Consider the following 22,702-nt stretch of genomic DNA (forward strand, 5'->3'; position numbering starts at 1 on the left):
CCTCGCTTACTAGTTGCGACACAGATCGCTGGCAGGTTAACCGCATCGGCCTCTATGGCAGCTTTGGGGAATGGTCAATGAGCTTCCGAATGTCCACTATGGGGTCGGTTGCGGACCCGCTCTTGGTGGGGTGGTCGGAAAGCAGAGTTGTGTATCTGGCGGGTTTGGGTCGGAATCAGTCGGGAGCGCCGGTTCTACTCGGCAAGCTCCAGTACTTTATTGTCGATGGCCGTTGCCACAAGCCAGATATCCAGTTGTGTCAGTTCAACACCGCTCTCAGGGAACCAATGGGCCTCAATAAAAGCACCGGCGCGGAGAAACCCCACGCTGCAGAAATGCTGGCCTCGCTGGTCCCGGTTGCACCCAGCGACAGGCCACCCCTCAGCGGTTGTATACCAATGATCGCCTCCACCCATGTTGAGCCGTGAGAGATAATACGCCTCGCCGCCAGCTAGAATGTCGGTGTCGATTTCGTCGCCTGCAATTGGAAGCAATGGAATCGAGGCGGGCGAAATAGCTTCAGCGGCCCGCTCCGTTATCAGGTTGAATTTCGTGCCTGCCTTTGGCTCCTTCACATAGGTTAGTATCCCATTTTCACTGACCAATGGGCTAGAGAGGTCTTCGCACAACGGTGGGGAAACCTCAGGTGGATCGCGCTTACAAACTCTGACCATAAGTCCAAAGTCATGGTTGGTAGCCTGAAAAAGGTCGGCGCGGGCCGGTACGTGAATACTCAAATTGGCGTATGTCGCGGTGAACGGAGCGGTAGTGCCACTACTCTCTGATCGGCCACAAGCCGCCTCCCAAAGCAGCAAAAAGCAAACACTCAATCTGACAAGCAATTTGTGAATCATAGAGTGGCACCTCTTCGCCCAAGCTCACTCTGAACGCGTTCAGCGGATCGCGTCACGGCGTCGGCCGCCAACAAAGTCCACAGATCAGCGAGAAAAGCGAAATACACTTAGCCAGTACTGCAGACAAGTGAATGGCACCTATGGGTCATGCAGAAAATTGGAGTAAAGGTCGGAAATAGGGTCGATAGCGGCCAATCAAGTACAACCCGCAGAAAAATGAGGTACAGGCGCAGGGCTAAAAGCGGCAAGCGACTAGGTCGGTTGGTGTACGCCACGCGGCATGGCCGCTGATTCCTGAGACGGTGTTCGCAAATCCATGCGAGGTTGTGCTCCATAACTGGGGAGTTAGGTTATGGTATTGTCGCGATCAGCGTTAGCTGCAGTTGCTCTGTTCGCTTGTCTTAGTTCGACGGCATCAGCAAAGAGCAATGTCACGGGCTGGGACCCCGAGGACCTGGCACTGGCCCTTGAGACGATTAGCTACGCCATCAACGTCTGTGATTTGGATCTGTCGCCTGAGGCTATGGCAGCGAACGTGGCTAGCGCGGGCAAAGCGCTCGGCATCGGCGGCGAAGCCTTGGCTGACCTAATGAGAGCGCAAGAGGACAAGGTGAAGCAACTTGCCGACCTCTATCTGCCCGCATTTTGCTCACAGGCAACATCCGTTGCCGGTCAATTTGACATGCTTTGATCTGCCGTTCAGCCAGCGGACACCCTACCGACTGCCTGGGATCGTGATGGGAACAAACGACGGTTTTTACCACACGACCATGATCGGATCGGAAAGCTGCTTGCCAAACATGGAGGTACTGCCAACGCCAGAGAGCACGCCGTATCGCAAAATGGTGAAACCCAAGGTTTTCCTTGGCGATCGCCGACGGCCCCATAATCACAGCTCAAACGTAGCCAGCCAATTCGTGACGCGGGTAAAGCCAGCACGATCGAGACTGTAAAAGGTCCCGCGGCCATCACCACTGGGCCGTATAAGCCCGGTCGCCATCAAGTCGTGCAATGACGCGCCGGCTTCGAAATCCCCCAGGTCTACGAAGTCCCGGAGCTCGGCTTCGGTCATGGGCTTCAGCCTGAGCAACTCCAGGATCTTTCGGTTCCTGGGCTCCGCGATCACCATGAAAGCTGCGTTCACGAAAACGGGCTCCGGATCACCCGGCAAAGGGTACGGAAAGCCGTTCTCGAACCGCGGTGGTTCTGCCACGTCGGCGTCCTGTGCGTAACGACGCTATTCTTGCCTGTTATCCGGCCGCAATTCGATACAATCGAGCATTGGAAGGATTATGCGAATCCCGGCCAGTGCCAAATTCTATTGTCAAAACCCCGCGTAATGTCAAATTACGGTGTGCCAGTGCCAAATTGGGTGGTTGAACTCCGCTGGCTATTCAGCGTTTTTCGACGCGGCCAGTGTCAGATTCTAATGTGGGCGACAATTGATGTCCTCCACACTTCAATTTGGCACTGGCGAGTGTCTAATTTGGAACTGGGATTTTTCCGCCTGCCATTGGACGTCGCTCAGGCCATGAGCTTCGTGAAAGCTTGGTGGTCGGATTCGGCTCTCTCTTGAGCTGAATACCGCTATGGATAGTCATGCAGACTTGCCTCAAAACGATCGACGACGAAATAAGCCCGGCGCCGGCGTTCTCCAATTCGCGGTTCTGGCAGTCTGCGCTACTGGGCCAGCGGCACCTTTGGGTCGTGGTCGGCTTGGCATTGTTCCTTGCGGCACTGGCTTGGTGGTCGTCCTCTGCGCTCTTCCATACGGGTATTCGATTTCGCCTACACATCATGGATCGTCACAGAAGTGATCCGCGGGTGTCATTGGTCCGAGGACGGTACGTTGCCCCCTGCCCTTGACGCAGATGCCGAGCGCACCGGCCAGGTGGCAGACAGGCGATCTCTGCCATCTCCGATCTGACTACCCAGCGATACCCGAACTCGGTTAGCATCGCGCGAGCAGACCGTGCTGAGGACATTGCCGATGAAGCCTACCGTCATAGGAACGACAGACCGCGGCACGACGGCCGAGATCGATGGGCCGCCGCTGCCGATGGTTCAGATGAATACCGGGGCCATCGTGCTTCGAGCCGATCAGGAGCCCAAGGCCAGGGACGCGTTGGCCGCCGTTGACTTCGAGGCTATGCCGTCCGGCGATGTGATCAGGATCGGTCTTGAGGCCGAGCAGGCCTTGCAGCGCACTCTGGACGGATTTCTGGCACGACTGGACAAGAAGTCGGCTACCAGGGTTTTCGCGTTGTTCGACCGGCTCGAAAAAGGCGTTGAGGACGCCAAACTGCCCGAGATTCTCGATCGCATCGAGAACGGCGAGAAACCGGGAGTTTTCGGCGCTCTCCTCGGAAAGTTCCGGGGCAAGGACGCCCAGGATCTGGTCTCCGAGCTCATGGAAGAGATCGGAGACATGGTTGCCGGTCGCACCAGAACGCTCGCGGACGAACTGACCAAGCTGGAATCAGAGCTGTCGGCGGAAATGCAGCGCCTGTTCGCCGAGCTTCAGCAACTGGACACCCTCAAGAAGAGCTATGCCCAACATTTCGGCGACTTCACCGTCGCCGCCGCAGTGTCGCGCGCCTTGCTCGAGAACGCAAAGGTCAAGGTGGCGAGCGAGGAAGCCAAGGCCAACCCCGCCGACGTGGTCGAACAAGGCAGGCTGGGGGAGTTGCGCGACAAGCTCAGGCTTCTGGAAAGCCGCGCGCTGGCATTGGAAGGCACCTATACCCGCCTCCCCGCGGACCAAATGGTGATCCAGCAGATTGAACAGGCGGGCATTGCCACCCTGCAGGAAACCGCAACCACGGTGGCCTCGCGGTTTGCCTCCATCAAGATGACGCTGCTTTCCATCCACGGAGCCTTCGCCGTGAAGAGCGTTCAGCAAATGGCCGGACGCCAGGAGAAACTGGATCGGCAATTGACCGAGATACGGGGTCGCGCTCTCAAGGACGTCGCCGTGACCGCCGCGAAGGCGCCTGGAGACAACAGGCTGGCCCAAGCGCAGCAGATCGAGCAGATCATTGCCACCACCAAGGAAATTCACGGGCTGGTCGCCGCGGCGCGCAAGAGCACCGAGGAAAAATTCGACCAGGCTACCGAGAAGCTCGCCGCCGCACGCCAGGAATTGGCCGTTCTGGCCTCAAGCTAACGCGATTTGAACACCAGATAATTTCAAGAGGCCGACATGCTCACCTTATCGCTCGAAAAACCCGGCACCGCATCGCCAAAGCTGCGCCTGTCCCTCAACAAGGGCGCGCAGTTCACGGTTCGCGTCGAATGGCATTGCGACGCCGATCACAAGGACGACGTGGACGTCCATGCACTCGAGGCCAGCAATGACGGTAACGGCGCCAAGGTGACGGAATTGACCAGCGTGCTGTCGACATACAATACCAAGCTGATGAACCCTCGCGGCGGCGCACTGGCGGCAAATCCGAACGGCTCGTTTCAGACGCCCAGTGGCGGGCTGTCGCACAGCGGTGACAAGCGGGTGCAGAACAACACCGAGACCATCCTGATCGACGGCTCGAAGCTGCCCGCCGGCGTGAACGAAATCCCTATCCTCGTTACCGTGCATGAGGCCGAGCACGGCGAAGGCCATGAAGGCGGGGAGGAGGAAGAAGAAGAGGCCGCGTTCGGTGATATCGACGAGTGCACCATCACCCTGCTCGATGATGCCGGCAAGGAACTCGGCGCCTACCGCCTTTCCGAGGAGTTCAAGGAGTTCAATGTCGTCCAGCTCGGAAGCCTGCTGCTCGGTGAGAACGGCTGGGAGTATGCCGCGGTCGGCAATGGCTTTAACGGCGATTTCAATGACGTTCTCACCCATTTTTCCTGAACGGTAGCCCCATGGAAAAGAAGCCGGGGAACACCCCCCGCGCACCGGATGGAACCTCTCCGCTACGGCCGACCGTGATCACGCCACGTCGTTCCCAAAGCGGTGACGTCGGTGAGCGCAAGCATGTGCCATTGCAAGGCAAGTTGGTACCGACGGCCATCCCGGGCGTGCAGCGCCGGCGGCTTCAGGTCACGGGTGCGGAGCTAACAAGGATCGCGCCCCTGGCGAGCAAGGAGGTCGTGCGGCGGGCGCTGACCTGCCTGCAGGAATTGGTCGCGGACAGCGTCACCGAGCGCTCGGCGATCCTGTGGGGTCATGCCCTGCAAGAGGAATACGGACGCTCCGTCTCGCACATGCTCGAGCTTTCGAACGACGCCACCATGGTCAAGGCGGCCGGCTACGTGAACCGGATGTCGTCCATTCTCGGCTCCATCGATCTCAAGGCGATTGCGGATTCCACTCCAGGCGTCGGCCATTACCTCAAGCGGCTCAACCAGCGGATCGATACGCCGCAGGAACTGGAGAGTGCCCGCCTCGAGTTAGACCAACTGGTGGGCCTGATGGCTGCCACGATGGATCCCCTGCTCTCGCTCAAGGCCGAGATCGAGCGGCAGATCGCTGCCACCGATGAACTCGCCAAAGAAATCGAAGCCAGGGCACTGGCCGCCAGCTACCTGGCGGGCCTGCCATGGCCGAAAAAACCCGAGCTGGCGCGCATATTCACTGATCGATCTCTTGGGTTGACCCACACGGTAGCGCAGATCCACGAGACTTCGGCGTTGCGCACTGCCCAGGCGGGAGAACCGCTATCGCTCATCGCGGCCGTACAGAACATAGCCTTGGTCACTGTCCCGGGCTGGCTATCCAACCTGTCGGCGATGACCGCCATGCTCCGGAACCAGCGGCCACCTACTCTGACCGAGGCCGGTGAACTCGACCACCGGTTGCGCCACATCCTGCAACAATTACGATCATGAGGACGGAACTGCCATGACGCTACAACTCGACCTGAGGAAATCCGCCGACAAGCTGCGCCTCTCCCTCGATAAGGCCGGCGTCGCCCCGGACATCAAGGCCGAACTCATCTTCGACATGGACGTTTCGGGATCCTTCGAGCATGAGCATGAGGAAGGCACGACCAGCAAGCTGATCGCCCGCCTCGTGCCCTATGGCATGGTCCTCGATCCCGACGGGAAGATGGATGTTTTCACCTTCGCTCATAATCGTGATTCAGCCCATCACGTCGGCACGGTCACCCCAGAGGATGCCGACGATTACATCCTGCGCAATGTCGTCGGGAAGGTGCCCTTTTGGAAGGGGGGCACGGCTTATAGCTATGTCCTCGAACGCAACTTGCAGCATTTCGGCTGGAAGCCACAAGATGAGACCTTCGGCAGTATCATAAGCCGTTTCCTGGGCATGGAAGCGAGCCCGGTCGCCAAGAAAAGGTCGGTCGTCATATTCGTTACGGACGGCGAAAACGATCCCGCCGACCACGCCCGGACCATCTCGGTGCTTGAGGCCTCCGAGCGGCGGGGCGATCAGGTCTATTTCCTGTTCATGGGCGCCTGCGAGCACGACGTCGACTTCAAGTTCCTCAAGACCATCGCCGCACGCTTCAAGAACACCGGCGTCGTCATCGTGCGTGATCTCGACGGGTTCGTCGACCTCTCGGACGAAGAACTCAATGCGCAATTGCTCGGGCCCGAACTGCTCGAGTGGCTTCGGAGCTGATGCGGCATGCCAACGTCGATGAATTGATATGTCCTTGGAAGGGTCCGCCTGGACGCCTCCCTTCCGGGGCATTGTCGTCCCTACGGACTCGGAGGCAATAAGACTTGCTCCGCGTGCTGATGGTGCCGGCACTTGCCGTGATCGGCCAGGATTTCGATAACGCGGCAATTCTCGACCCGGCCATGCGAGCAGCCCACCACCATGCGTTCCAGTTCGGCCTTCAACGCGACGAGGCTGGTAATGCGTTGCTCGACATCGGCCAGCCTCGCCTTCGCGATCGAATCCGCCTCGGCGCATGACTGCTTGGGAGCGTCCTGGAGCGATAGCAGTGTGCGTATCCCGTCGAGGTCGAACCCGAGTCCACGCGAATGGCGGATGAATGTCAGCCGATCCAGATCGCGCTCGTCGAAGGTGCGGCGGTTTCCCTCGGTGCGCTCCGGAGCCGCCAACAGCCCGACCTGTTCATAGTATCTGATGGTGGTGACTTTCACCCCGCTCGCGGCCGAGGCTTGGCCGATGGAAATACCGTCGTGCATTTTCCGCTTGCTCCTCTAGTGGCTGGAGGTTGTACGCCCTTGGCAGGAAACTCAAGGAGCATGTGCCATGGCAGCCGCAGCAGACATCACACGATTCCGTGTCGAGGGTATGGATTGTGCCAGCTGCGCGACCAAGATCGACCGCGCAGTGCGCACGATCGATGGGGTCGAGGACGTGTCGGTGTCCGTGGTCGCAGGCACCATGACTGTAACGCACTCACCGGCCGCGGACCTGGACGCGGTTACCGGCAAGGTCGTCAAACTCGGATATACCGCCGCCAAGCTACCTCCAAGGTCCGTTGCCTCAAAGGTCACCCAAGATCCGGAACCCTCAGGGGTCGACCACGACAACGCCCCTCATGATCACGCCGATCACGATCATTCCGGGCACGATCATGCCGGACATGAGCACGGCGAACACGGCGGTGTGGCCAAGGACCAGACTGAAGAGAATGACGACGCTCTCCAGGGGCTGCACGGGCATGACCACTCTCTCGAGGAAGGCCCATGGTGGGAAACGAAGAAGGCCCGCCTCACGATCTTCAGTGCCGTCGCCGTCGCCATCGCGTTCGCCGTCGGGAAGGCAATACCCCAGGTCGAACAATGGGCCTTCATAGCCGCCATGCTGGTCGGGCTCGTCCCGGTCGCCCGCCGCGCCTACATCGGCGCCGTCAACGGCAGCCCCTTCTCGATCGAAACGCTGATGACTGTCGCGGCGGTTGGCGCCGTCTTCATCAACGCGGCGGAGGAGGCCGCAATCGTGGTGCTCCTGTTCCTGATCGGCGAACTGCTCGAGGGCGTCGCCACCGGTCGGGCTCGCGCCAGCATCAAGGCCTTGGCGACCCTGGTGCCCAAGACGGCCTTCCGCGAGACAGAAGGTAAAACCGAGGAAGTCCCTGCGGAGAGCCTAGCAATCAACGATATCGTGCTGGTTCGCCCCGGCGATCGTGTACCTGCCGACGGCGTAATCATATCCGGCGAAAGCGCCATCGACGAAGCACCAGTCACCGGCGAGTCGGTGCCGAAGCGCAAGCAGGTCGACGACAAGGTCTTCGCCGGCACCATCAACCAGGAAGGCGCCCTGCGCATCAAGGTGATGGCCGCAGCCGCGGACAATACGATCTCTCGCATCATCGCCCTGGTCGAGGAAGCCCAGGAATCCAAGGCACCCACCGAACGGTTCATCGACCGATTCTCGCGCTATTACACGCCCGGCGTTATGGTCGTTGCCGCGCTGATCGCCGTGATCCCGCCATTGGTAGGCGGCGGCACCTGGGGCGAGTGGGTCTACAAGGGGCTGGCCATCCTGCTGATCGGTTGCCCATGTGCACTGGTGATCTCTACGCCGGCCGCGATCGCCGCCGCGCTCTCGGCGGGCGCACGCCGTGGCCTGCTTCTCAAAGGTGGCGCCGTGCTCGAACAGTTGGGCAAGATCGACATGGTGGCGCTGGACAAGACCGGCACGCTCACCGAGGGCAAACCGCAGGTGACCGACATAGTCGCCGGCGCCAAGAGCGAACGCGAAACGCTCGAACTGGCCGCGGCCCTCGAGGTTGGATCAAGCCACCCCCTGGCAAGCGCCATCCTGGCGAAGGCCAGGGCCGAAGGCGTAGAACCCGCACAGTCCAGCAAGGCGGGCGCTGTCGGCGGCAAGGGCGTCATCGGTACCGTCAACGGGATGGATCTGTTCCTTGGATCACCGCAGGCGGCGGCCGAAAAGGTGGCCTTGGGCACCGAACTGGACGCACGGATTGTCGCTCTCAACGATGAAGGCAAGACCGTTTCTGTCCTGTTGGCGGATAACGTCGTGGCCGGCATTGTCGCGATGCGCGATGAGCCGAGGGCCGACGCCATAGAAGGGCTCAAGGCCCTCAAGGACCTCGGCGCGGATGTCGTCATGCTGACCGGTGACAACAAACGAACTGCCGCCGCGATCGGCCTGGCGCTCGGTATCGAGCCCCAGGCTGAATTGCTGCCGCAGGACAAGCAGCGGATCGTGGGCGAGCTCAAGGCTCAAGGCAAGGTCGTGGCGAAGGTGGGGGACGGCATCAACGACGCCCCTGCCCTGGCGGCGGCCGATGTTGGCATCGCCATGGGCGGCGGCACCGACGTGGCGCTGGAAACCGCCGACGCCGCCGTCTTGCATGGTCGCGTCATCGACGTGGCCAACATGATCAAACTGTCCCGGGCTACGATGGCGAACATCACCCAGAACATCACCATCTCCTTGGGCCTAAAGGCCTTCTTCCTCGTGACCACCGTCATTGGGGTCACTGGTCTATGGCCTGCGATCCTGGCCGACACCGGTGCCACCGTCCTGGTCACGGCGAATGCCATGCGGTTGCTCGGTTGGAAGGGGCTGGGTGGCAGAACTTGAGGATCTGATGGAGCGATGTCGGCGCCGTAGGGATCAACGGCAATTTGCGGATGGGCGGTCCCGGGAAACTGGAAGCCCATCATCGTGACGGTGTCGATGACTTCACGGGCTAGCTCGGCGACATGCCTCAGAAGCTGCTTCAGGTAGGCCACGTCGATGGGGCTCTCGAATTTTTCGATATTCTTGTTGAAGGAGAGCGGCACTAACCGGTCGCTCGCATCCGGCGAATGCCAGGAGCCATAGCAAATCACATTGCGCAGGATCGCGGCTTGCTTAAGCGACGCCATCAGTGATTGGCTTGCTAACGTGACCAGTAGTTCCAGATAAAACCGATAGCACCATAGCGGCGGAGACGCCCACGCCGAGCGCCAGAGCGCCAGCCAAGGCACCGGCCGGCAGCACTGGATCCAATCGCTTCCGCGAGCTCTTCCATTCCCCCATCGAGCAGTCGTCAATCGACTTGGCGCCGCCCATCGCTGCACCGTTCTGTCAGCAGAAATTGGGCTTGACGTCCTTTTGACGTTATGATGACCTCTGAAACGTCAATTCTGTCGACAGATTTGAGCGTGACGGGGAGAAGCGCCACATAGCGCAATAAACACCGCGCGCTCGGGAGGATCAATAATGAAGCTTTCGAAGACACTGATTGCGCTTGCCATGACGGCGGCGCTTGGCACGGGCGCAGCCAGCGCCCAGGTCAATGTCATGCTGCCTGCCGCCCCCGGCGGCGGCTGGGACGGTACGGGCCGCCAGGCCTTCCAGGCTCTCAAGGATGCCGGCATCTATACCGACGGCGTCAATTTCACCAATACCGGCGGTGCCGGCGGCACCGTTGGACTTGCCGAGTTCCTGGGCACCTCGACCGGCCAGCCCGATGCGCTGGCCGTGTTCGGCGCGATCACTGTGGGCGCCATCCAGCTCAACAGCTCGCCCATCAACCTGGCTGACTTCCGTCCAGTGGCGCGGCTGACCGCTGAATACCTGGTTGTCGCGGTGGCGGCTGACTCGCCCTACAACACGCTGGCCGACCTTGTCGCCGACCTCAAGGCCGATCCTGGTGCCCATCCGATCGGCGGCGGTTCGGCCGGCGGCGTCGACCATATCGCCGTGGCCCTGCTGGCGCAGGAAGGCGGCATTCCGGTGGCCGACCTCAACTATATCCCGCAGACCTCCGGCGCCGAGACGGTGACTGCCATCGTCAACGGTACACTTACCGCCGGCGTTTCGGGCACGTCCGAATTCGCCCAGTTCGCTGAGCAGGGCCGCGTCAAGCTGCTGGGCGTCACCGCCGCAGAACGCCGTACCAACCTGCCAGACGTGCCGACTTTCACCGAGGCCGGCTATCCCATCGAGCTCGCCAACTGGCGCGGCATCCTGGCGGCGCCTGGCGCTCCGGACGACAACTATGCCCAGTGGGTCGACCGCTTCACCCAGCTTTCCAAGAGCGATGCCTGGAAGGCCGTACTCGAAACCCAGGGTTGGGACGATTACTTCCTCGCTGGCGAAGACTTCGGTGCGTTCATCGCGCAAGAGACCGCGACCCAGGGCAAGGTCCTCAAGGATGCCGGCCTTGTCAACTGACGGGCAGGATAACAGCCAGAATGGAGGCGGCCCCGTGGCCGCCTCCGCACCCGCCCGCCCCTACTGGATCGGAATCGGGGTCATGGCCATCGGAGCCGTCTGGCTTTATGGAGCCTCCGGCCTGCCGCAGGGCGCTCGCTATGCCGCCGTGGGTCCGGGTCTTTTCGTCACCATATCGGGTGCTGCCCTGCTGGTGCTGGGCGCCATCCTCATTCTGCAGATATGGCGCGGCGAAAGCTTCGAGCCGCAGGAGGCCGAGGACGCCCAAGCCGATGCTGGCATGGATCGCCGGGCGTTCTTTACGGCGCTTGTCGCCGTTGCCGTCCCGATCGCCACCATGAAGCCGCTCGGAATGCCCTTCACCGCCACGATCGCGTTCATGCTGGTCGCCAATGCCTTCGGCTCGCGGCGCTGGTGGCTGGACCTGATCTGCGGCGCGGTACTTGCCGCCCTCGCCTGGTTCCTGTTTGCCCGTCTCGGTTTGCAACTGGGCGGCTTTTTTCCACCCTTGGGGTTTTGACGCATGCAAACCTTCGGGCTGCTCCTTGATGGCTTCGCCGTTGCCGTACAACCGGTCAATTTGATGTGGGCCCTGGTGGGCTCGCTGCTGGGCACCATAATCGGCATCCTGCCCGGCATCGGGCCGGCGCTGACGATCGCCCTGCTGCTGCCCATCACCACCACCCTCGCACCGACCTCGGCCTTCATCATGTTCGCCGGCATTCTCTATGGCGCCATGTATGGCGGATCGACCACCTCGATCCTGCTGAATACACCCGGTGAAGCTGGCTCGATGATGACCGCGCTTGAGGGAAACAAGATGGCGCGCGCCGGCCGTGGTGCCGCCGCCCTGACCACCGCTGCGCTGGGCTCCTTCGTGGCAGGCACCATCGCCACGCTGGCTCTCACCTTTGCGGCGCCGGCCATTGCCGAGCTGGCGTTCTATTTCAAGCCCGCCGACTATTTCGCCCTGACCACGCTGGCCTTCTGCTCGGTCGCCGTGGTGATGGGCAACTCGCGCACACGCGGGTTCATTTCGCTGTTTATCGGCATAGCCATCGGCGTCATCGGCATCGACTCCATGAGCGGCCAGCCCCGGCTCACCTTCGGTGTCATGCAGCTTTTGCGCGGCGTCGAACTCACGGTCGTGCTGGTGTCGCTGTTCGCCGTCGGCGAGATGCTCTATGTCGCCAGCCGCTTCCGCTCGGCCCCGGCCGCCATGGCATCCGTCAAGGGGCAGGCGTGGTTTACGCGGCAGGACTTCGCCCGGTCCTGGAAACCCTGGTTGCGCGGCACCCTTATTGGCTTCCCGATGGGCGCCCTTCCTGGCGGCGGCTCGGAAATTCCAACCATGCTGTCCTATACCCTGGAGCGCAAACTCTCGCGCCACAAGGACGAGTTCGGCCATGGCGCCATCGAGGGCGTGGCCGGCCCCGAAGCCGCCAACAATGCCGCCGCCGCCGGCATTCTCGTGCCGCTGCTGACCCTGGGCCTGCCGACCTCGGCGACCGCCGCCGTGCTGCTCGCCGCCTTCCAGAATTATGGCCTGCAGCCAGGCCCTTTCCTGTTTACTTCCAACCCGGCGCTGATCTGGGGCCTCATCGCCTCGCTCTATATCGGCAATGTCATGCTGCTCGTGCTCAACCTGCCGCTGGTGGGCATCTGGGTACAATTGCTGCGCATCCCGCGTCCGCAGCTTTATGCCGGCATCCTGGTCTTCGCCATGATCGGCGTCTGGGGCCTTGCTGGCTCCTGGACCGACCTCGCCATCATGCTGGTCATCGGCCTGATGGGTTACGTGATGCGGGTCTACGATTTCCCCATCGCGCCGGTGCTGATCGGCCTGATCCTTGGCCCCATGGCGGAAACCCAGTTGCGGACGGCCCTTGCGGCTGGACAGGGCAACCCCATCGTCCTCGTCTCCACCCCGCTCTCGGGCACGCTGATGGTCATCGCCCTGCTGTTTTTAGCCGTGCCTCCACTGCTTCGGCGCCTGCGCGCCAATGCCTGAGCGGCCCTAGGGCCCTGTTTCACTTCGACTAAGGAATGCCATCGACTATGAATACCCACGACGTCAAGGTTCACGCCTCCGCCGCTAATCTGCCTCGCCAGCAGCAACTCGCCTGGCACATCGCCGAATTTGCCGCCCATTGCGGGCCAATCGACGCCGACGTGCGTGAGATGATCGCCTGCAGGATCGTGGACAATGCCAGCGTGGCCCTGGCCGCCATCAACCGGGCTCCGGTTGCTGCGGCCCGCGCCATGGCGCTGGCGCATCCACGCAAGGGCGGCGCTACCCTCTACGGATTGGACGCATCGACCCGGGTGGATGCCGAATGGGCCGCCTGGGCCAATGCCACCGCTGTGCGCGAACTCGACTTCCACGACACGTTCCTGGCTGCCGACTATTCCCATCCCGGCGACTCCCTGTCGCCGCTGATCGCCGTCGCCCAGCAGATGGGCCTCGACGGCGCGGCGCTGGCGAGGGGCGCCGCCGTGGCCTACGAGGTTCACGTCGCCCTGGTGAAGGCAATCTCGCTGCATAAGTACAAGAAGGACCACGTCGCGCACCTGGCACCGGCCACCACGGCCGGCATCGGCGCCATGCTGGGTCTTTCCACCGAGGTGATCTACCAGGCGGTCAACCAGGCCGTGCACCTGGCGTTTTCAACCCGGCAGTCGCGCAAGGGCGAGATCAGTTCGTGGAAGGCCTATGTGCCCGGCTTTTCGGGCAAGCTGGCCATCGAGTGCATCGACCGTGCCATGCGCGGGGAAGCATCGCCATCGCCAATCTATGAGGGCGAGGAATCCGTGCTGGCCTGGATGCTGGGCGGCAAGGACGAGCGCTATAGTGTTAGCCTGCCGGCGCTCGGCGAGAGCCCGCGCCAGATTCTTGAAACCTATACCAAGGCGCACTCGGCCGAGTACCAGGCGCAGGCCCTGATCGACCTTGCCATCGACCTGTCGAGCCAGATCGGCGATCTCAGCCAAGTCAAGTCGGTGCTGCTCGAAACCAGCCATCACACCCATAACGTGATTGGCACGGGCGCCAACGACCCGCAGAAGAGCGATCCCGAAGCCAGCCGCGAAACGCTGGATCATTCGATCATGTACATTCTTGCCGTCGCGCTCGAAGACCGCAAATGGCACCACGTCGACAGCTATGCCCGCGAACGGGCCCGTACGCCATCGACCGTGGCGCTGTGGCACAAGATCACCACTGTCGAAGATCCCGAATGGACGCGCCGCTATCTTGAGGTCGATCCGGACAAACGCGCCTTCGGCGGCAAGATCGTCGTGACGATGCTGGACGGCACAACCATCGTGGGCGAGCGCGCCGTTGCCGACGCCCACCCCAACGGCGCCCATCCCTGGGCCTGGCCCGACTATGCCGGAAAATTCGAAGCGCTGACCCGCGACACGCTAGGCGCTTCCGAACGCCAGACGTTCCTGGCCGCCGCCAAGGGCTTCACCGCCCTGCCCGCCAAGGCGCTCGATGGCCTGCTACCCGCCTTGCCGGGTGGTTCGGTCATTCCTGCCAAGCCCACCGGCCAGGGCATTTTCGACCGCGGACTGGACTAGACCATGCTTACCCACGAAATCAACAAAGCCTTCCGCGCGCGCCTGAACAAAGGCGGCGCCGTACTAATGCCGGGAGCGGCCAACGCGCTGGCCGCCCGCATCATTGCCGATCTGGGCTTCGAGGCGATCTATCTATCGGGCGCAGGTCTCACCAATACCTATCTGGGCATGCCGGACTTGGGCTTTGTCAGCCTGCCCGAAATCGCCCAGCATACATCCACCATCCGCGACGCCACGGACCTGCCCATCGTCGTCGATGCCGATACCGGCTTCGGCAACGCCCTCAACGTGCGCCACACCATCCGCACGCTCGAGCGGGCCGGCGCCAGCGCCATCCAGTTGGAGGACCAGGTCAATCCCAAGCGCTGTGGCCATTTTGCGGGCAAGGATGTGGTCGATCTTGGCGAGGCACGCAGCCGTATCAAGGCCGCGGTGGATGCGCGGCAGGACCCCAACCTGCTGATTATCGCCCGCACAGACGCCCGCGCGACGCAGGGTTTTGCTGCCGCAATCGAGCGCGCCCAAGCCTTTATCGAGGAAGGAGCCGACATCACCTTCGTCGAAGCTCCCGAGAGCATCGAGGAAATCCGCAGCATCCCCGCCCAGCTCAAGAATACGCCCCAACTGGTCAATCTGGTCGTCGGCGGGCGCACCCCGATCCTGGGGCTCGAAGAACTGAACCAGATGGGCTTTTCACTGGTGCTGTACGCCAATGTGGCGCTACAGGGCGCGATCTATGGCATGCAGGCGGCGCTCGGCCAGCTCAAGAACAATGGCAGCCTGGACGAAACCGGTCCGGTTGCCAGCTTCAAGGAACGCCAGCGGCTCGTGAACAAGCCGCTGTTCGACGAGCTGGAAAAACGTTACGCAACCAGGGACTAGAGGATTTGAACGGTGAGCACATTAGCCGATGAAAATCACGACCCGGCTGACGACCGGCTGCTCACCGACCAACTTTTCGACCAGCTCAGCGAAGCCATCGTCACGGGGACGTTCGCCCCAGGCTCAAAGCTCAGCGAACCGCGGCTCGCAGCGCAATACGGCGTGAGCCGCGGCCCCATCCGGGAGGCGATCCGGCGGCTGGAAGAGCGCAAGCTCGTCACCAGCGCCCCACGCCAGGGCGTGCGCGTCGTGGTGCCGACTCCCGAGGACGCGCTGGAGCTCTTCACGATTCGTGAGGTGTTGGAGGGGCTGGCCGCCCGCCACGCCGCCGACAACGCCACCGATGCCGAAATCGAAGATCTCAGGACGATGCTCGCGGGCCATCGCCAGGCGCTCTCCAAGCCGGACGCCATGGTCTATTGGCAGGCGACGGCAAATTCCGATTTTCACTTCATGGTCGCCCGGATCGGGCGCAACCAGCACCTATTCAACCTGCTGTGCGGCGAATACTACACGCTGTTCCGGCTGTACCGCATGCGGCATCGGATCGTCCCAGGTCGCGCCCAACGCGCCCTCGCCGAACACGAGCGCATCGTGGAGGCCATAGCCGACCGCGACGCAGAACTATCAGAACTTTTGATGCGCCGGCACATCGCCTCCGCCCGGACCGGCCTGATCAATCAGGCGACCGCTTAGGGCCGGGTGAGGTACCGCGCAGGACGACATGCCGCGGCACCCTTGCTAAGCTCGGCTCACCGATTCCATCATCGAGCCCGCCATGCAGCCCTCCCGCGATATTTCCCGTTTGATCGAAATCATGGCCGCCTTGCGCAACCCCGTCGGCGGTTGCCCTTGGGATCTGGTGCAGGATTTCTCGACCATCCGCCACTATACCATCGAGGAAGCCTACGAGGTCGCCGACGCCATCGAGCGTCAGGATTTTACGGACCTGCGCGAAGAACTCGGCGATCTGCTGCTGCAGCCGATCTATCACGCACAGTTGGCCAACGAGGCCGGTCACTTCGATATTGGCGACGTCATCTATGGCATCACCGAGAAACTGATCCGGCGCCACCCGCACGTTTTCGGCGATCTAGATGCCAACGATGCGGAAGCCGCGCAGGGCCGTTGGGAAGCGATCAAGGTCGAGGAACGCGCCGCCAAAGCCGCGCGGAAGGGCGATACAGTCCCGTCCGTCCTCGACGATGTGGCCGCCACCCTCCCCGCATTGGCGCGAGCCGAAAAGCTCACCAAGCGTGCCGCCCGCGTCGGCTTTGACTGGCCCGATCTCGCCGCCGTCGCGGCCAAGGTCACCGAGGAACTGGCCGAAGTCTCGGAAGCCGCAGCCTCAGGCGACGCTGCCGCTACGCACGAGGAAATCGGCGATCTGCTCTTTGCCGTCGCCAACCTCGCCCGCCACGCCGGCGTCGACGCCGAAGCCGCCCTGCGCGACGCCAACCAGAAATTCACCCGCCGCTTCCACCACGTCGAAGCGCGAGCCCGCGACGACGGCGTGGCGATTGAAGCGGCTGGCCTTGACCGGCTGGATGGCTACTGGAACGAAATTCGGGCGGCGGATAAGGCGTAACTCGTGCGCCCTCCCCTCGTGGTCGGTGGCTGCAGCAGGCAGCTACGAATCCGAACTCTCGATCCGGCCGTTAAAGCGCTCAAGAAACGCAGTCTTCTGCCGCGGCTCGATGCGCACGACGAAACCGCTGCCTTTTTCGTTCGGCTCATCGCGCGAAATGATCTCGGCATGGCTGTGCAACCAGCCAATATCGGCACCGGCACTGTGTGGCACGTGCACATGATAGGTCCGGCTCTTCTCGGCCAAGCCCGCCTCAATGGCGAGCTTAAGCTGATCCAGCCCCTGCCCAGTCTTGGCTGAAACCGGCACCACCGCCGACACCTTGCCGGTCGACTTGGCAGTATTCAGCAGCCCATCCGGATCATCGGTGGCCGGTAGCAGGTCGATCTTGTTCCAAACTTCGATGATCGGCGTCGTGTCGGTCGAAACACCGAGATCACCCAGCACCTTGAGCACATCCAGCGCCTGAGCCAGATGATCCTCATTGGCAACATCGCGCACATGCAGGATGATGTCGGCGTCCAGCACTTCTTCCAAGGTCGCGCGGAAGGCCGCCACCAGGTCGGTCGGCAGATCGGCGACGAACCCGACGGTATCGCTCAGCATGATCTGTCGCCCATGAGGCAGTTCCAGCTTGCGCACGGTGGTGTCGAGCGTAGCGAACAGCAGATCCTCGGCGAACACCTCTGCCCCGGTCAAAGTATTGAAAATGCTGGATTTACCGGCATTAGTATATCCGACGAGCGCCACTGTGGGCGTATCGCTGCCCTTGGCGCGTTGCTGGGCGCGGGTCTTCTTGACCTTCTCAAGTCGGTCTTCCAGCAGCACGATGCGGTCGGTAATCTGCCGGCGATCGCTTTCGATCTGGGTTTCGCCCGGACCACCCATGAAGCCATAGCCGCCGCTGCCGCGCTGACGCTCCAGATGGGTCCAGGACCGCACCAGTCGGCCCTTCTGATAATTCAGATGTGCGAGTTCGACCTGCAGCACGCCTTCGCGCGTCGCGGCCCGCTCGCCAAAAATTTCCAGAATCAGCGCCGTGCGGTCCAGCACCTTGGCGCCGGTTTCCTGCTCCAGATTGCGCTGTTGAATAGCGGTCAACGACGCATCTACCAATAGCAAGTCGATATCCTCGGCCTTCACTCGGGCCTTGAGGCTCCCGGTATGGCCGCCGCCAATGAATGTCGACGGCTTGACCTCTCGCACCTTGATGACTTCGGAGAACACGATATCGAGGCGGATCGCCCCGGCCAGTCCTTCGAATTCAGCCTTGCGCGCATCGATGCCGTGTTGCGAAAAGTTACCGCGCACGTCAGGGACCACGAGACCCACGCGGGTCGCATGCTGTTGCTGGTCGATAAATGCCTTTGGGCCGCCCCGTGCGGCGGCCTCATCGTCGTCGTGTTCATCCATTGCTGGGATCAGTCGCTATCTTGGTTCTGTTCGGGATCGAACAGCTGGATCGGCGCGCCCGGCATGATGGTGGAAATCGCATGCTTGTAGACAAGCTGCGATTGAGCATCGCGCCGCAACAGCAGGCAGAAATTGTCGAACCAGGTGATGACGCCCTGCAGCTTGACGCCGTTCACGAGGAATATCGTGACCGGCACCTTCTGCTTGCGAACGTGGTTGAGGAAGGAATCTTGCAGATTTTGTTGTTTTTCACTCGCCATCGAGGCCTCTTCTCGCGGCATTGCATGCCGCTGTTATCATTGCCTGGGAGTGCCAGGTCTCGCCGGGGACAGCCGCCCTGCCCCCGCTCAGTCCATAATCGTTAGACCGCTAACGACTATTACACAGAACACTTTTACTGCCTACCCGCGCCCCACGCATGGCACGGGCGATATTTCGGTACGCTCACAGACCAAGCGATTTGATCTTGCGATGCAAGGCACTGCGCTCCATTCCAACAAACTCCGCGGTCTTGGAGATGTTCCCACCGAAGCGCTCGATCTGGGCCACCAGATATTGCCGTTCGAACACCTCGCGGGCGTCGCGCAGCGGCAGGCTCATCAGGTGCGCTGAAGCGTCGGTGTCCCCGACTGTCGGTAGCACTTCACCAATGTCCGACGGCAGCATAGCGGCCGTGATGACCCCGTCCTCGGGCTGCTGGTCCTTCATCAGAATCAACAGCCGCTCAATCGAGTTGCGCAATTGCCGCGCATTGCCCGGCCATTCCTGCGCCTGCAACACCGCCATGGCGTCGTCGCCAATCGTCAGGCGCTGCAGGTTGTGCATGCGGCAGACCTGGTCGATGAACACGTTGACCAGCGGCGGCACGTCCTCGCGCCGCTCCTTGAGCGGTGTCAGCGGCAGCGGCACGATCGACAGCCGGTGGAACAGGTCGCTGCGGAACTCGCCCGCCTCGATCTGCGCCGCCACGTTCTGGGAGCTGGCCGCGATGATACGCACGTCGATCGGCACCGCCTGGGTACCGCCAACGCGGGTAAAGCGGTTCTCCACCAGTGTGCGCAGCAGAGCCGTCTGGGTCTGCGCCGGCAGCGTCGTCACTTCCGACAAATACAGCGTGCCGCCATGCGCCTTTTCCAGCGCGCCGACTTCCGCCCGCAGCGTCCCGGTCTTCTCGCGCACTTCGCGGCCGAACAGTACCACCGGCACTTCCTCGGGTGCATAGAGCGAAGCATTGATCTCCACGAACGGTGCATCGGCACGCGGACTGCGCTGATGGATCAGCCGTGCCACCAAGCCCTTGCCGGCGCCAGACGGCCCGGAGATGAAGATGCGCGAATTGGTCGGCGCCGATTTCTCGATCACGCCACGAACCTGCTGCAGCGCTGGCGAGGACCCCACCATGTCGCCGCTCTTGGCCGAGGAGCGTTCCTTGAGTTCGGCGACTTCATTGCGCAGGCGCGTCGCCTCCATCGCCCGCTGGGTGATGTGCAGCAGCCGGTCAATCTTGAAGGGCTTCTCGATATAATCGTAGGCGCCGCGCCGGATCGCCGACACCGCCGTCTCGACGTTACCGTGCCCCGAGATCATCACGACCGGCATGTCCGGGTGCTGGCTCTGGAACACGTCGAGCAGTTGCAGCCCGTCGAGCCGAGAGCCCTGCATCCAGATGTCGAGAAACACCAAGCTCGGTCGCCGCCGCGCAATCTCGTTGAGACCGCTATCGGCGTCATGGGCCTGTCGGGTCTCAAACCCTTCATCCTCCAGGATGCCGGCGATCAGGTCGCGGATATCGTCTTCGTCGTCGATGATCAGAATATCGAGTGCCATTATTTGTGCACGACCGCTGCCAGCAGCGGCTCCTCCATTTGGGCGATCATTGCCTCGGTTCGCTCGGCAATCTCGCCGTCAGTCGATGTCTTGTGGGGGGAAGTCAGCGGCAGCGTAAAGGTGACACAGGCACCGATGCGGCCATTCGCATCGGGCTCGGCATCCACCAGTTCGACGAGGCCACCGTGTTGCTCGATGATCTTGGCCACGATGGCCAGGCCGAGCCCGGTCCCCTTTTCCCGCGTTGTCATATAGGGTTCCAGCAGGCGCTGGCGATTATCCTTCGGCCAGCCCTTGCCATTATCAGAAACGGCAATCCGCGCATGGTTGCCCTCGATTTGCCCCTGCACGAGAATGGCGGGTTTAAAATCCGATATATCAACTGCTTCAAAAGCTTCTACCGCATTCTTGATCAGATTAGTTAGACTCTGTGAAATCAGACGGCTATCGAAGTAGGCGTAGATCGCCATTTCTGGCAATTCGGTCTGAATGCTGATTTCCGGCAGTCGCACGCTTTCCAGGAACACCGCCTGCCGCACGGTATCGCTCAGGTCCGCCACTTCCGGCGCCGCTTCGGGCATGCGTGCGAACGCCGAGAACTCATCGACCATGCGTCCGATATCGCCCACTTGGCGCACGATGGTGTTGATGCACTTGTCGAAAACCTCGCGATCGTCCTCCAGCCGCGTGCCGTAACGGCGGCGCAGGCGTTCCGCCGAGAGCTGGATCGGGGTCAGCGGGTTTTTGATTTCATGGGCGATGCGCCGCGCCACGTCGGCCCAGGCGCTCGTGCGCTGCGCCGATTCTAGGTCGGTGATGTCGTCGAAGGTCAGCACATAGCCCTTGGATTCGGTCATCGAGCCCTCGCGGGTCAGCTGCACCTGATAGGTCTTTCGGTCGGTTTCGTTGCCGAGATAAATCTGGTCGCGCACCTGCCCGCGCCGTGCCGAGCGTGCCCGCTCCAGGATCGGCGCCAGTTGCGGCATAACCTCTTCGATGGCCTCTCCCATCATGGCGATTTCGTCGCGGCCCAGCATTTCGCATGCCCTTGCATTGACCAGCGTTACGGCCCCGAACGGATCGAGCCCGATAATGCCAGCCGACACGCCTTCCACCACCGCCTCAGTGAATTGCCGTCGTTTCTCGTTCATCTCGCTGGCACTGAGCAGAGCCTCGCGCTGACTCTTGAGCTGTTGCGTCATGCGGTTGAAACGGCTGGACAAATCACGGAAATCGCCCCTGCCCTCCTGCACCGGCACTTGCACGTCAAGATCGCCCTGGCTGACCCGGTTGGATGCGATCATGAGGTTTCGGATCGGGTCGACGAAGCGGTTGGCCAGCGCGATGCCGATCCACAAAGCCGCCAGCAACAGCACCACTGCCAGGCCCACATACATGATGGTGAAGGTGATCTGGAACACCAACCGATTGGAGGCGTATTGGCGGTATTCGGTGATATTCTCGTCGGTTAGCCGCATATATTCGAGCACTTCGGCGTCCACCGGCCGGGCCACGAAGAGGAACGTATTGTCGTAGCCGCGCAGCTTCACCACCGAGCCGACCAGATTGGTCGATCCAGGCGCGATCGACGTCGGCGTGCCTTCGACCACACCTTGAGTGATCCCCTTCGGCAGCTTCGGGCTGGCGCCCTGGACATTGATCTGCGCCCGCATCAGCGTGTCGCCGTCTTCCGAGATCAGCGACGTGAACGGCAGCGAACGCGTCACCGCCAGCGCCGTCAGGATGCGCTGAAAGCGATCACGATCCGACTCGAAGGTGCCGCGCGCCTGCTCCAGCTCGGTCGCCACCCAGATGATGTCGTCTCGCAACACCTGCGCATGCTCGAGCATGTAGGAGCGCGCCACTAGCCGCGAGCTTTCCACCATGGCCCTGGTGCGCTCGGAGAACCACTGGTCGAGCCCCTGGTTGAGCGCGATGGTCGCCACGACGGCCACGATCACCGCCGGCACGGCCGCCACCAGCGCAAACATGGTCACCATGCGGATTTGCAGCCCGGCGCCCGCCTGGTTCTGTGCCCGCGCCTGCACCAGCAGCATGGCCTCGGTCACCACCAGGGCGATCATCAGCAGCACCAGCACACCGGTGACGATCCAGATGATGGTCCACACTTCGGCCGAAGGCTCGATATTGGTGGTGCCGGACAGGATGAGGAACGAAATCGACGACATCGCCACCGATGCCAGCACGACAACGAGGCCGAGCATGCGCAGCGCACGGTTGTTCTGCACGGCAAAAAACGGCGCCCGTGGTGGCTTGGGCGTGGTCGGCGTCGTGTTGCCAATGCCCTCGATCGGTGCTGTCGCGTCGCTCATTTCAAAAGCCAAACGGCTTCCTCCGCGGGAGACAACAGAGTCTGGCCCAATTTCGCCAACCCTTCAAGACAATTGTTGCCAAAATGTGACACTGATCGCTGGCCGCCTCCGGCGGCGAAAACGCGCCAGTGGCGCGTTT

General features: G+C 62.0%; 20 protein-coding genes. 13 read left to right on the plus strand and 7 right to left on the minus strand.

Annotation, left to right across the window (positions count from 1 at the left end; genetic code table 11):
* Positions 1-194 precede the first annotated feature (194 nt).
* Positions 195-854: a hypothetical protein gene (locus ABIB57_RS05470; RefSeq protein ID WP_354039056.1), complete on the minus strand. Its 660-nt coding sequence runs from the start codon at positions 852-854 to the stop codon at positions 195-197.
* A gap of 352 nt (positions 855-1,206) precedes the next feature.
* Here ABIB57_RS05470 and ABIB57_RS05475 point away from each other — a divergent pair, with 352 nt between their 5' ends.
* A complete protein-coding gene (locus tag ABIB57_RS05475; RefSeq protein ID WP_354039058.1) occupies positions 1,207-1,545 on the plus strand; it encodes a hypothetical protein in 339 nt (112 codons plus the stop codon).
* Between the two features lie 198 nt (positions 1,546-1,743).
* Here the strand turns inward: ABIB57_RS05475 and ABIB57_RS05480 are convergent, their stop codons facing one another.
* The gene (locus ABIB57_RS05480) at positions 1,744-2,067 is read right to left on the minus strand and encodes an ArsR/SmtB family transcription factor (protein ID WP_354039060.1); all 324 of its coding nucleotides are present in this window, start codon (positions 2,065-2,067) and stop codon (positions 1,744-1,746) included.
* A 777-nt stretch (positions 2,068-2,844) separates the two neighbouring features.
* Here ABIB57_RS05480 and ABIB57_RS05485 point away from each other — a divergent pair.
* The 4 genes from ABIB57_RS05485 to ABIB57_RS05500 are packed head-to-tail and all read left to right on the plus strand — an operon-like array spanning position 2,845 to position 6,444.
* Positions 2,845-4,020: a hypothetical protein gene (locus ABIB57_RS05485; RefSeq protein WP_354039062.1), complete on the plus strand. Its 1,176-nt coding sequence runs from the start codon at positions 2,845-2,847 to the stop codon at positions 4,018-4,020.
* A 36-nt stretch (positions 4,021-4,056) separates the two neighbouring features.
* Entirely contained in the window at positions 4,057-4,710 is a 654-nt protein-coding gene (locus tag ABIB57_RS05490; RefSeq protein WP_354039064.1) for a TerD family protein, read from the plus strand.
* Positions 4,711-4,721: 11 nt separating this feature from the next.
* The gene (locus ABIB57_RS05495) at positions 4,722-5,687 is read left to right on the plus strand and encodes a hypothetical protein (protein ID WP_354039066.1); all 966 of its coding nucleotides are present in this window, start codon (positions 4,722-4,724) and stop codon (positions 5,685-5,687) included.
* A 13-nt stretch (positions 5,688-5,700) separates the two neighbouring features.
* Positions 5,701-6,444 carry a VWA domain-containing protein gene (locus ABIB57_RS05500; protein ID WP_354039067.1) on the plus strand — a complete coding sequence of 248 codons (744 nt, stop codon included), beginning with the start codon at positions 5,701-5,703 and terminating at the stop codon, positions 6,442-6,444.
* Positions 6,445-6,524: 80 nt separating this feature from the next.
* On the opposite strand, the gene ABIB57_RS05505 is transcribed toward ABIB57_RS05500, so the two are convergent.
* Positions 6,525-6,980 carry a MerR family transcriptional regulator gene (locus ABIB57_RS05505; RefSeq protein ID WP_354039069.1) on the minus strand — a complete coding sequence of 152 codons (456 nt, stop codon included), beginning with the start codon at positions 6,978-6,980 and terminating at the stop codon, positions 6,525-6,527.
* Between the two features lie 67 nt (positions 6,981-7,047).
* Here ABIB57_RS05505 and ABIB57_RS05510 point away from each other — a divergent pair, with 67 nt between their 5' ends.
* The 8 genes from ABIB57_RS05510 (at position 7,048) to mazG (ending at position 16,990) form a co-directional block, all read left to right on the plus strand.
* Positions 7,048-9,357, plus strand: coding sequence for a heavy metal translocating P-type ATPase (locus tag ABIB57_RS05510; RefSeq protein WP_354039070.1), 2,310 nt, complete (start codon positions 7,048-7,050; stop codon positions 9,355-9,357).
* Between the two features lie 624 nt (positions 9,358-9,981).
* Positions 9,982-10,938 carry a Bug family tripartite tricarboxylate transporter substrate binding protein gene (locus tag ABIB57_RS05515; protein WP_354039072.1) on the plus strand — a complete coding sequence of 319 codons (957 nt, stop codon included), beginning with the start codon at positions 9,982-9,984 and terminating at the stop codon, positions 10,936-10,938.
* Positions 10,919-11,458: a tripartite tricarboxylate transporter TctB family protein gene (locus ABIB57_RS05520; RefSeq protein ID WP_354039074.1), complete on the plus strand. Its 540-nt coding sequence runs from the start codon at positions 10,919-10,921 to the stop codon at positions 11,456-11,458. Before ABIB57_RS05515 ends, ABIB57_RS05520 begins: the two co-directional genes overlap by 20 nt.
* A 3-nt stretch (positions 11,459-11,461) precedes the next feature.
* Entirely contained in the window at positions 11,462-12,949 is a 1,488-nt protein-coding gene (locus ABIB57_RS05525) for a tripartite tricarboxylate transporter permease (protein WP_354039076.1), read from the plus strand.
* 47 nt (positions 12,950-12,996) lie between these two features.
* Positions 12,997-14,520, plus strand: coding sequence for an MmgE/PrpD family protein (locus tag ABIB57_RS05530; protein WP_354039077.1), 1,524 nt, complete (start codon positions 12,997-12,999; stop codon positions 14,518-14,520).
* Positions 14,521-14,523: 3 nt separating this feature from the next.
* Positions 14,524-15,402, plus strand: coding sequence for an isocitrate lyase/PEP mutase family protein (locus ABIB57_RS05535; RefSeq protein ID WP_354039079.1), 879 nt, complete (start codon positions 14,524-14,526; stop codon positions 15,400-15,402).
* Between the two features lie 12 nt (positions 15,403-15,414).
* Positions 15,415-16,098 carry a GntR family transcriptional regulator gene (locus ABIB57_RS05540; protein WP_354039080.1) on the plus strand — a complete coding sequence of 228 codons (684 nt, stop codon included), beginning with the start codon at positions 15,415-15,417 and terminating at the stop codon, positions 16,096-16,098.
* Positions 16,099-16,180: 82 nt separating this feature from the next.
* Positions 16,181-16,990: a nucleoside triphosphate pyrophosphohydrolase gene (gene mazG, locus ABIB57_RS05545; protein ID WP_354039081.1), complete on the plus strand. Its 810-nt coding sequence runs from the start codon at positions 16,181-16,183 to the stop codon at positions 16,988-16,990.
* Positions 16,991-17,032: 42 nt separating this feature from the next.
* Here mazG and hflX read toward each other — a convergent pair whose 3' ends face one another.
* The 4 genes from hflX to ABIB57_RS05565 all read right to left on the minus strand — a co-directional run bounded on the left by hflX (position 17,033) and on the right by ABIB57_RS05565 (position 22,563).
* A complete protein-coding gene (gene hflX / locus ABIB57_RS05550) occupies positions 17,033-18,403 on the minus strand; it encodes a GTPase HflX (RefSeq protein ID WP_354039083.1) in 1,371 nt (456 codons plus the stop codon).
* A gap of 8 nt (positions 18,404-18,411) precedes the next feature.
* On the minus strand, positions 18,412-18,663 hold the full coding sequence (gene hfq / locus ABIB57_RS05555; protein WP_046136099.1) for an RNA chaperone Hfq: 252 nt from the start codon (positions 18,661-18,663) through the stop codon (positions 18,412-18,414).
* A gap of 184 nt (positions 18,664-18,847) precedes the next feature.
* Positions 18,848-20,230, minus strand: a complete 1,383-nt coding sequence (gene ntrX, locus ABIB57_RS05560) for a nitrogen assimilation response regulator NtrX (RefSeq protein ID WP_354039084.1) — start codon at positions 20,228-20,230, stop codon at positions 18,848-18,850.
* Complete coding sequence (locus ABIB57_RS05565; RefSeq protein ID WP_354039085.1) at positions 20,230-22,563, minus strand: sensor histidine kinase NtrY-like; 2,334 nt, start codon at positions 22,561-22,563, stop codon at positions 20,230-20,232. The genes ntrX and ABIB57_RS05565 overlap by 1 nt, the downstream gene beginning before the upstream one ends.
* Between the last annotated feature and the right edge of the window lie 139 nt (positions 22,564-22,702).

The sequence above is a fragment of the Devosia sp. UYZn731 genome (genome assembly GCF_040546795.1).
Classification (GTDB): Bacteria; Pseudomonadota; Alphaproteobacteria; order Rhizobiales; family Devosiaceae; genus Devosia.

Coding starts and splice junctions, on each gene's coding strand:
- ABIB57_RS05510 (WP_354039070.1), top strand. CDS start 7,048: ATGGCAGCCGCAGCAGACATCACACGATTCCGTGTCGAGGGTATGGAT.
- ABIB57_RS05505 (WP_354039069.1), bottom strand. CDS start 6,980: ATGCACGACGGTATTTCCATCGGCCAAGCCTCGGCCGCGAGCGGGGTG.
- ABIB57_RS05490 (WP_354039064.1), top strand. CDS start 4,057: ATGCTCACCTTATCGCTCGAAAAACCCGGCACCGCATCGCCAAAGCTG.
- ABIB57_RS05500 (WP_354039067.1), top strand. CDS start 5,701: ATGACGCTACAACTCGACCTGAGGAAATCCGCCGACAAGCTGCGCCTC.
- ABIB57_RS05565 (WP_354039085.1), bottom strand. CDS start 22,563: ATGAGCGACGCGACAGCACCGATCGAGGGCATTGGCAACACGACGCCG.
- hflX (WP_354039083.1), bottom strand. CDS start 18,403: ATGGATGAACACGACGACGATGAGGCCGCCGCACGGGGCGGCCCAAAG.
- ntrX (WP_354039084.1), bottom strand. CDS start 20,230: ATGGCACTCGATATTCTGATCATCGACGACGAAGACGATATCCGCGAC.
- ABIB57_RS05525 (WP_354039076.1), top strand. CDS start 11,462: ATGCAAACCTTCGGGCTGCTCCTTGATGGCTTCGCCGTTGCCGTACAA.
- ABIB57_RS05475 (WP_354039058.1), top strand. CDS start 1,207: ATGGTATTGTCGCGATCAGCGTTAGCTGCAGTTGCTCTGTTCGCTTGT.
- ABIB57_RS05495 (WP_354039066.1), top strand. CDS start 4,722: ATGGAAAAGAAGCCGGGGAACACCCCCCGCGCACCGGATGGAACCTCT.
- mazG (WP_354039081.1), top strand. CDS start 16,181: ATGCAGCCCTCCCGCGATATTTCCCGTTTGATCGAAATCATGGCCGCC.
- ABIB57_RS05485 (WP_354039062.1), top strand. CDS start 2,845: ATGAAGCCTACCGTCATAGGAACGACAGACCGCGGCACGACGGCCGAG.
- hfq (WP_046136099.1), bottom strand. CDS start 18,663: ATGGCGAGTGAAAAACAACAAAATCTGCAAGATTCCTTCCTCAACCAC.
- ABIB57_RS05470 (WP_354039056.1), bottom strand. CDS start 854: ATGATTCACAAATTGCTTGTCAGATTGAGTGTTTGCTTTTTGCTGCTT.
- ABIB57_RS05530 (WP_354039077.1), top strand. CDS start 12,997: ATGAATACCCACGACGTCAAGGTTCACGCCTCCGCCGCTAATCTGCCT.
- ABIB57_RS05535 (WP_354039079.1), top strand. CDS start 14,524: ATGCTTACCCACGAAATCAACAAAGCCTTCCGCGCGCGCCTGAACAAA.
- ABIB57_RS05520 (WP_354039074.1), top strand. CDS start 10,919: ATGCCGGCCTTGTCAACTGACGGGCAGGATAACAGCCAGAATGGAGGC.
- ABIB57_RS05515 (WP_354039072.1), top strand. CDS start 9,982: ATGAAGCTTTCGAAGACACTGATTGCGCTTGCCATGACGGCGGCGCTT.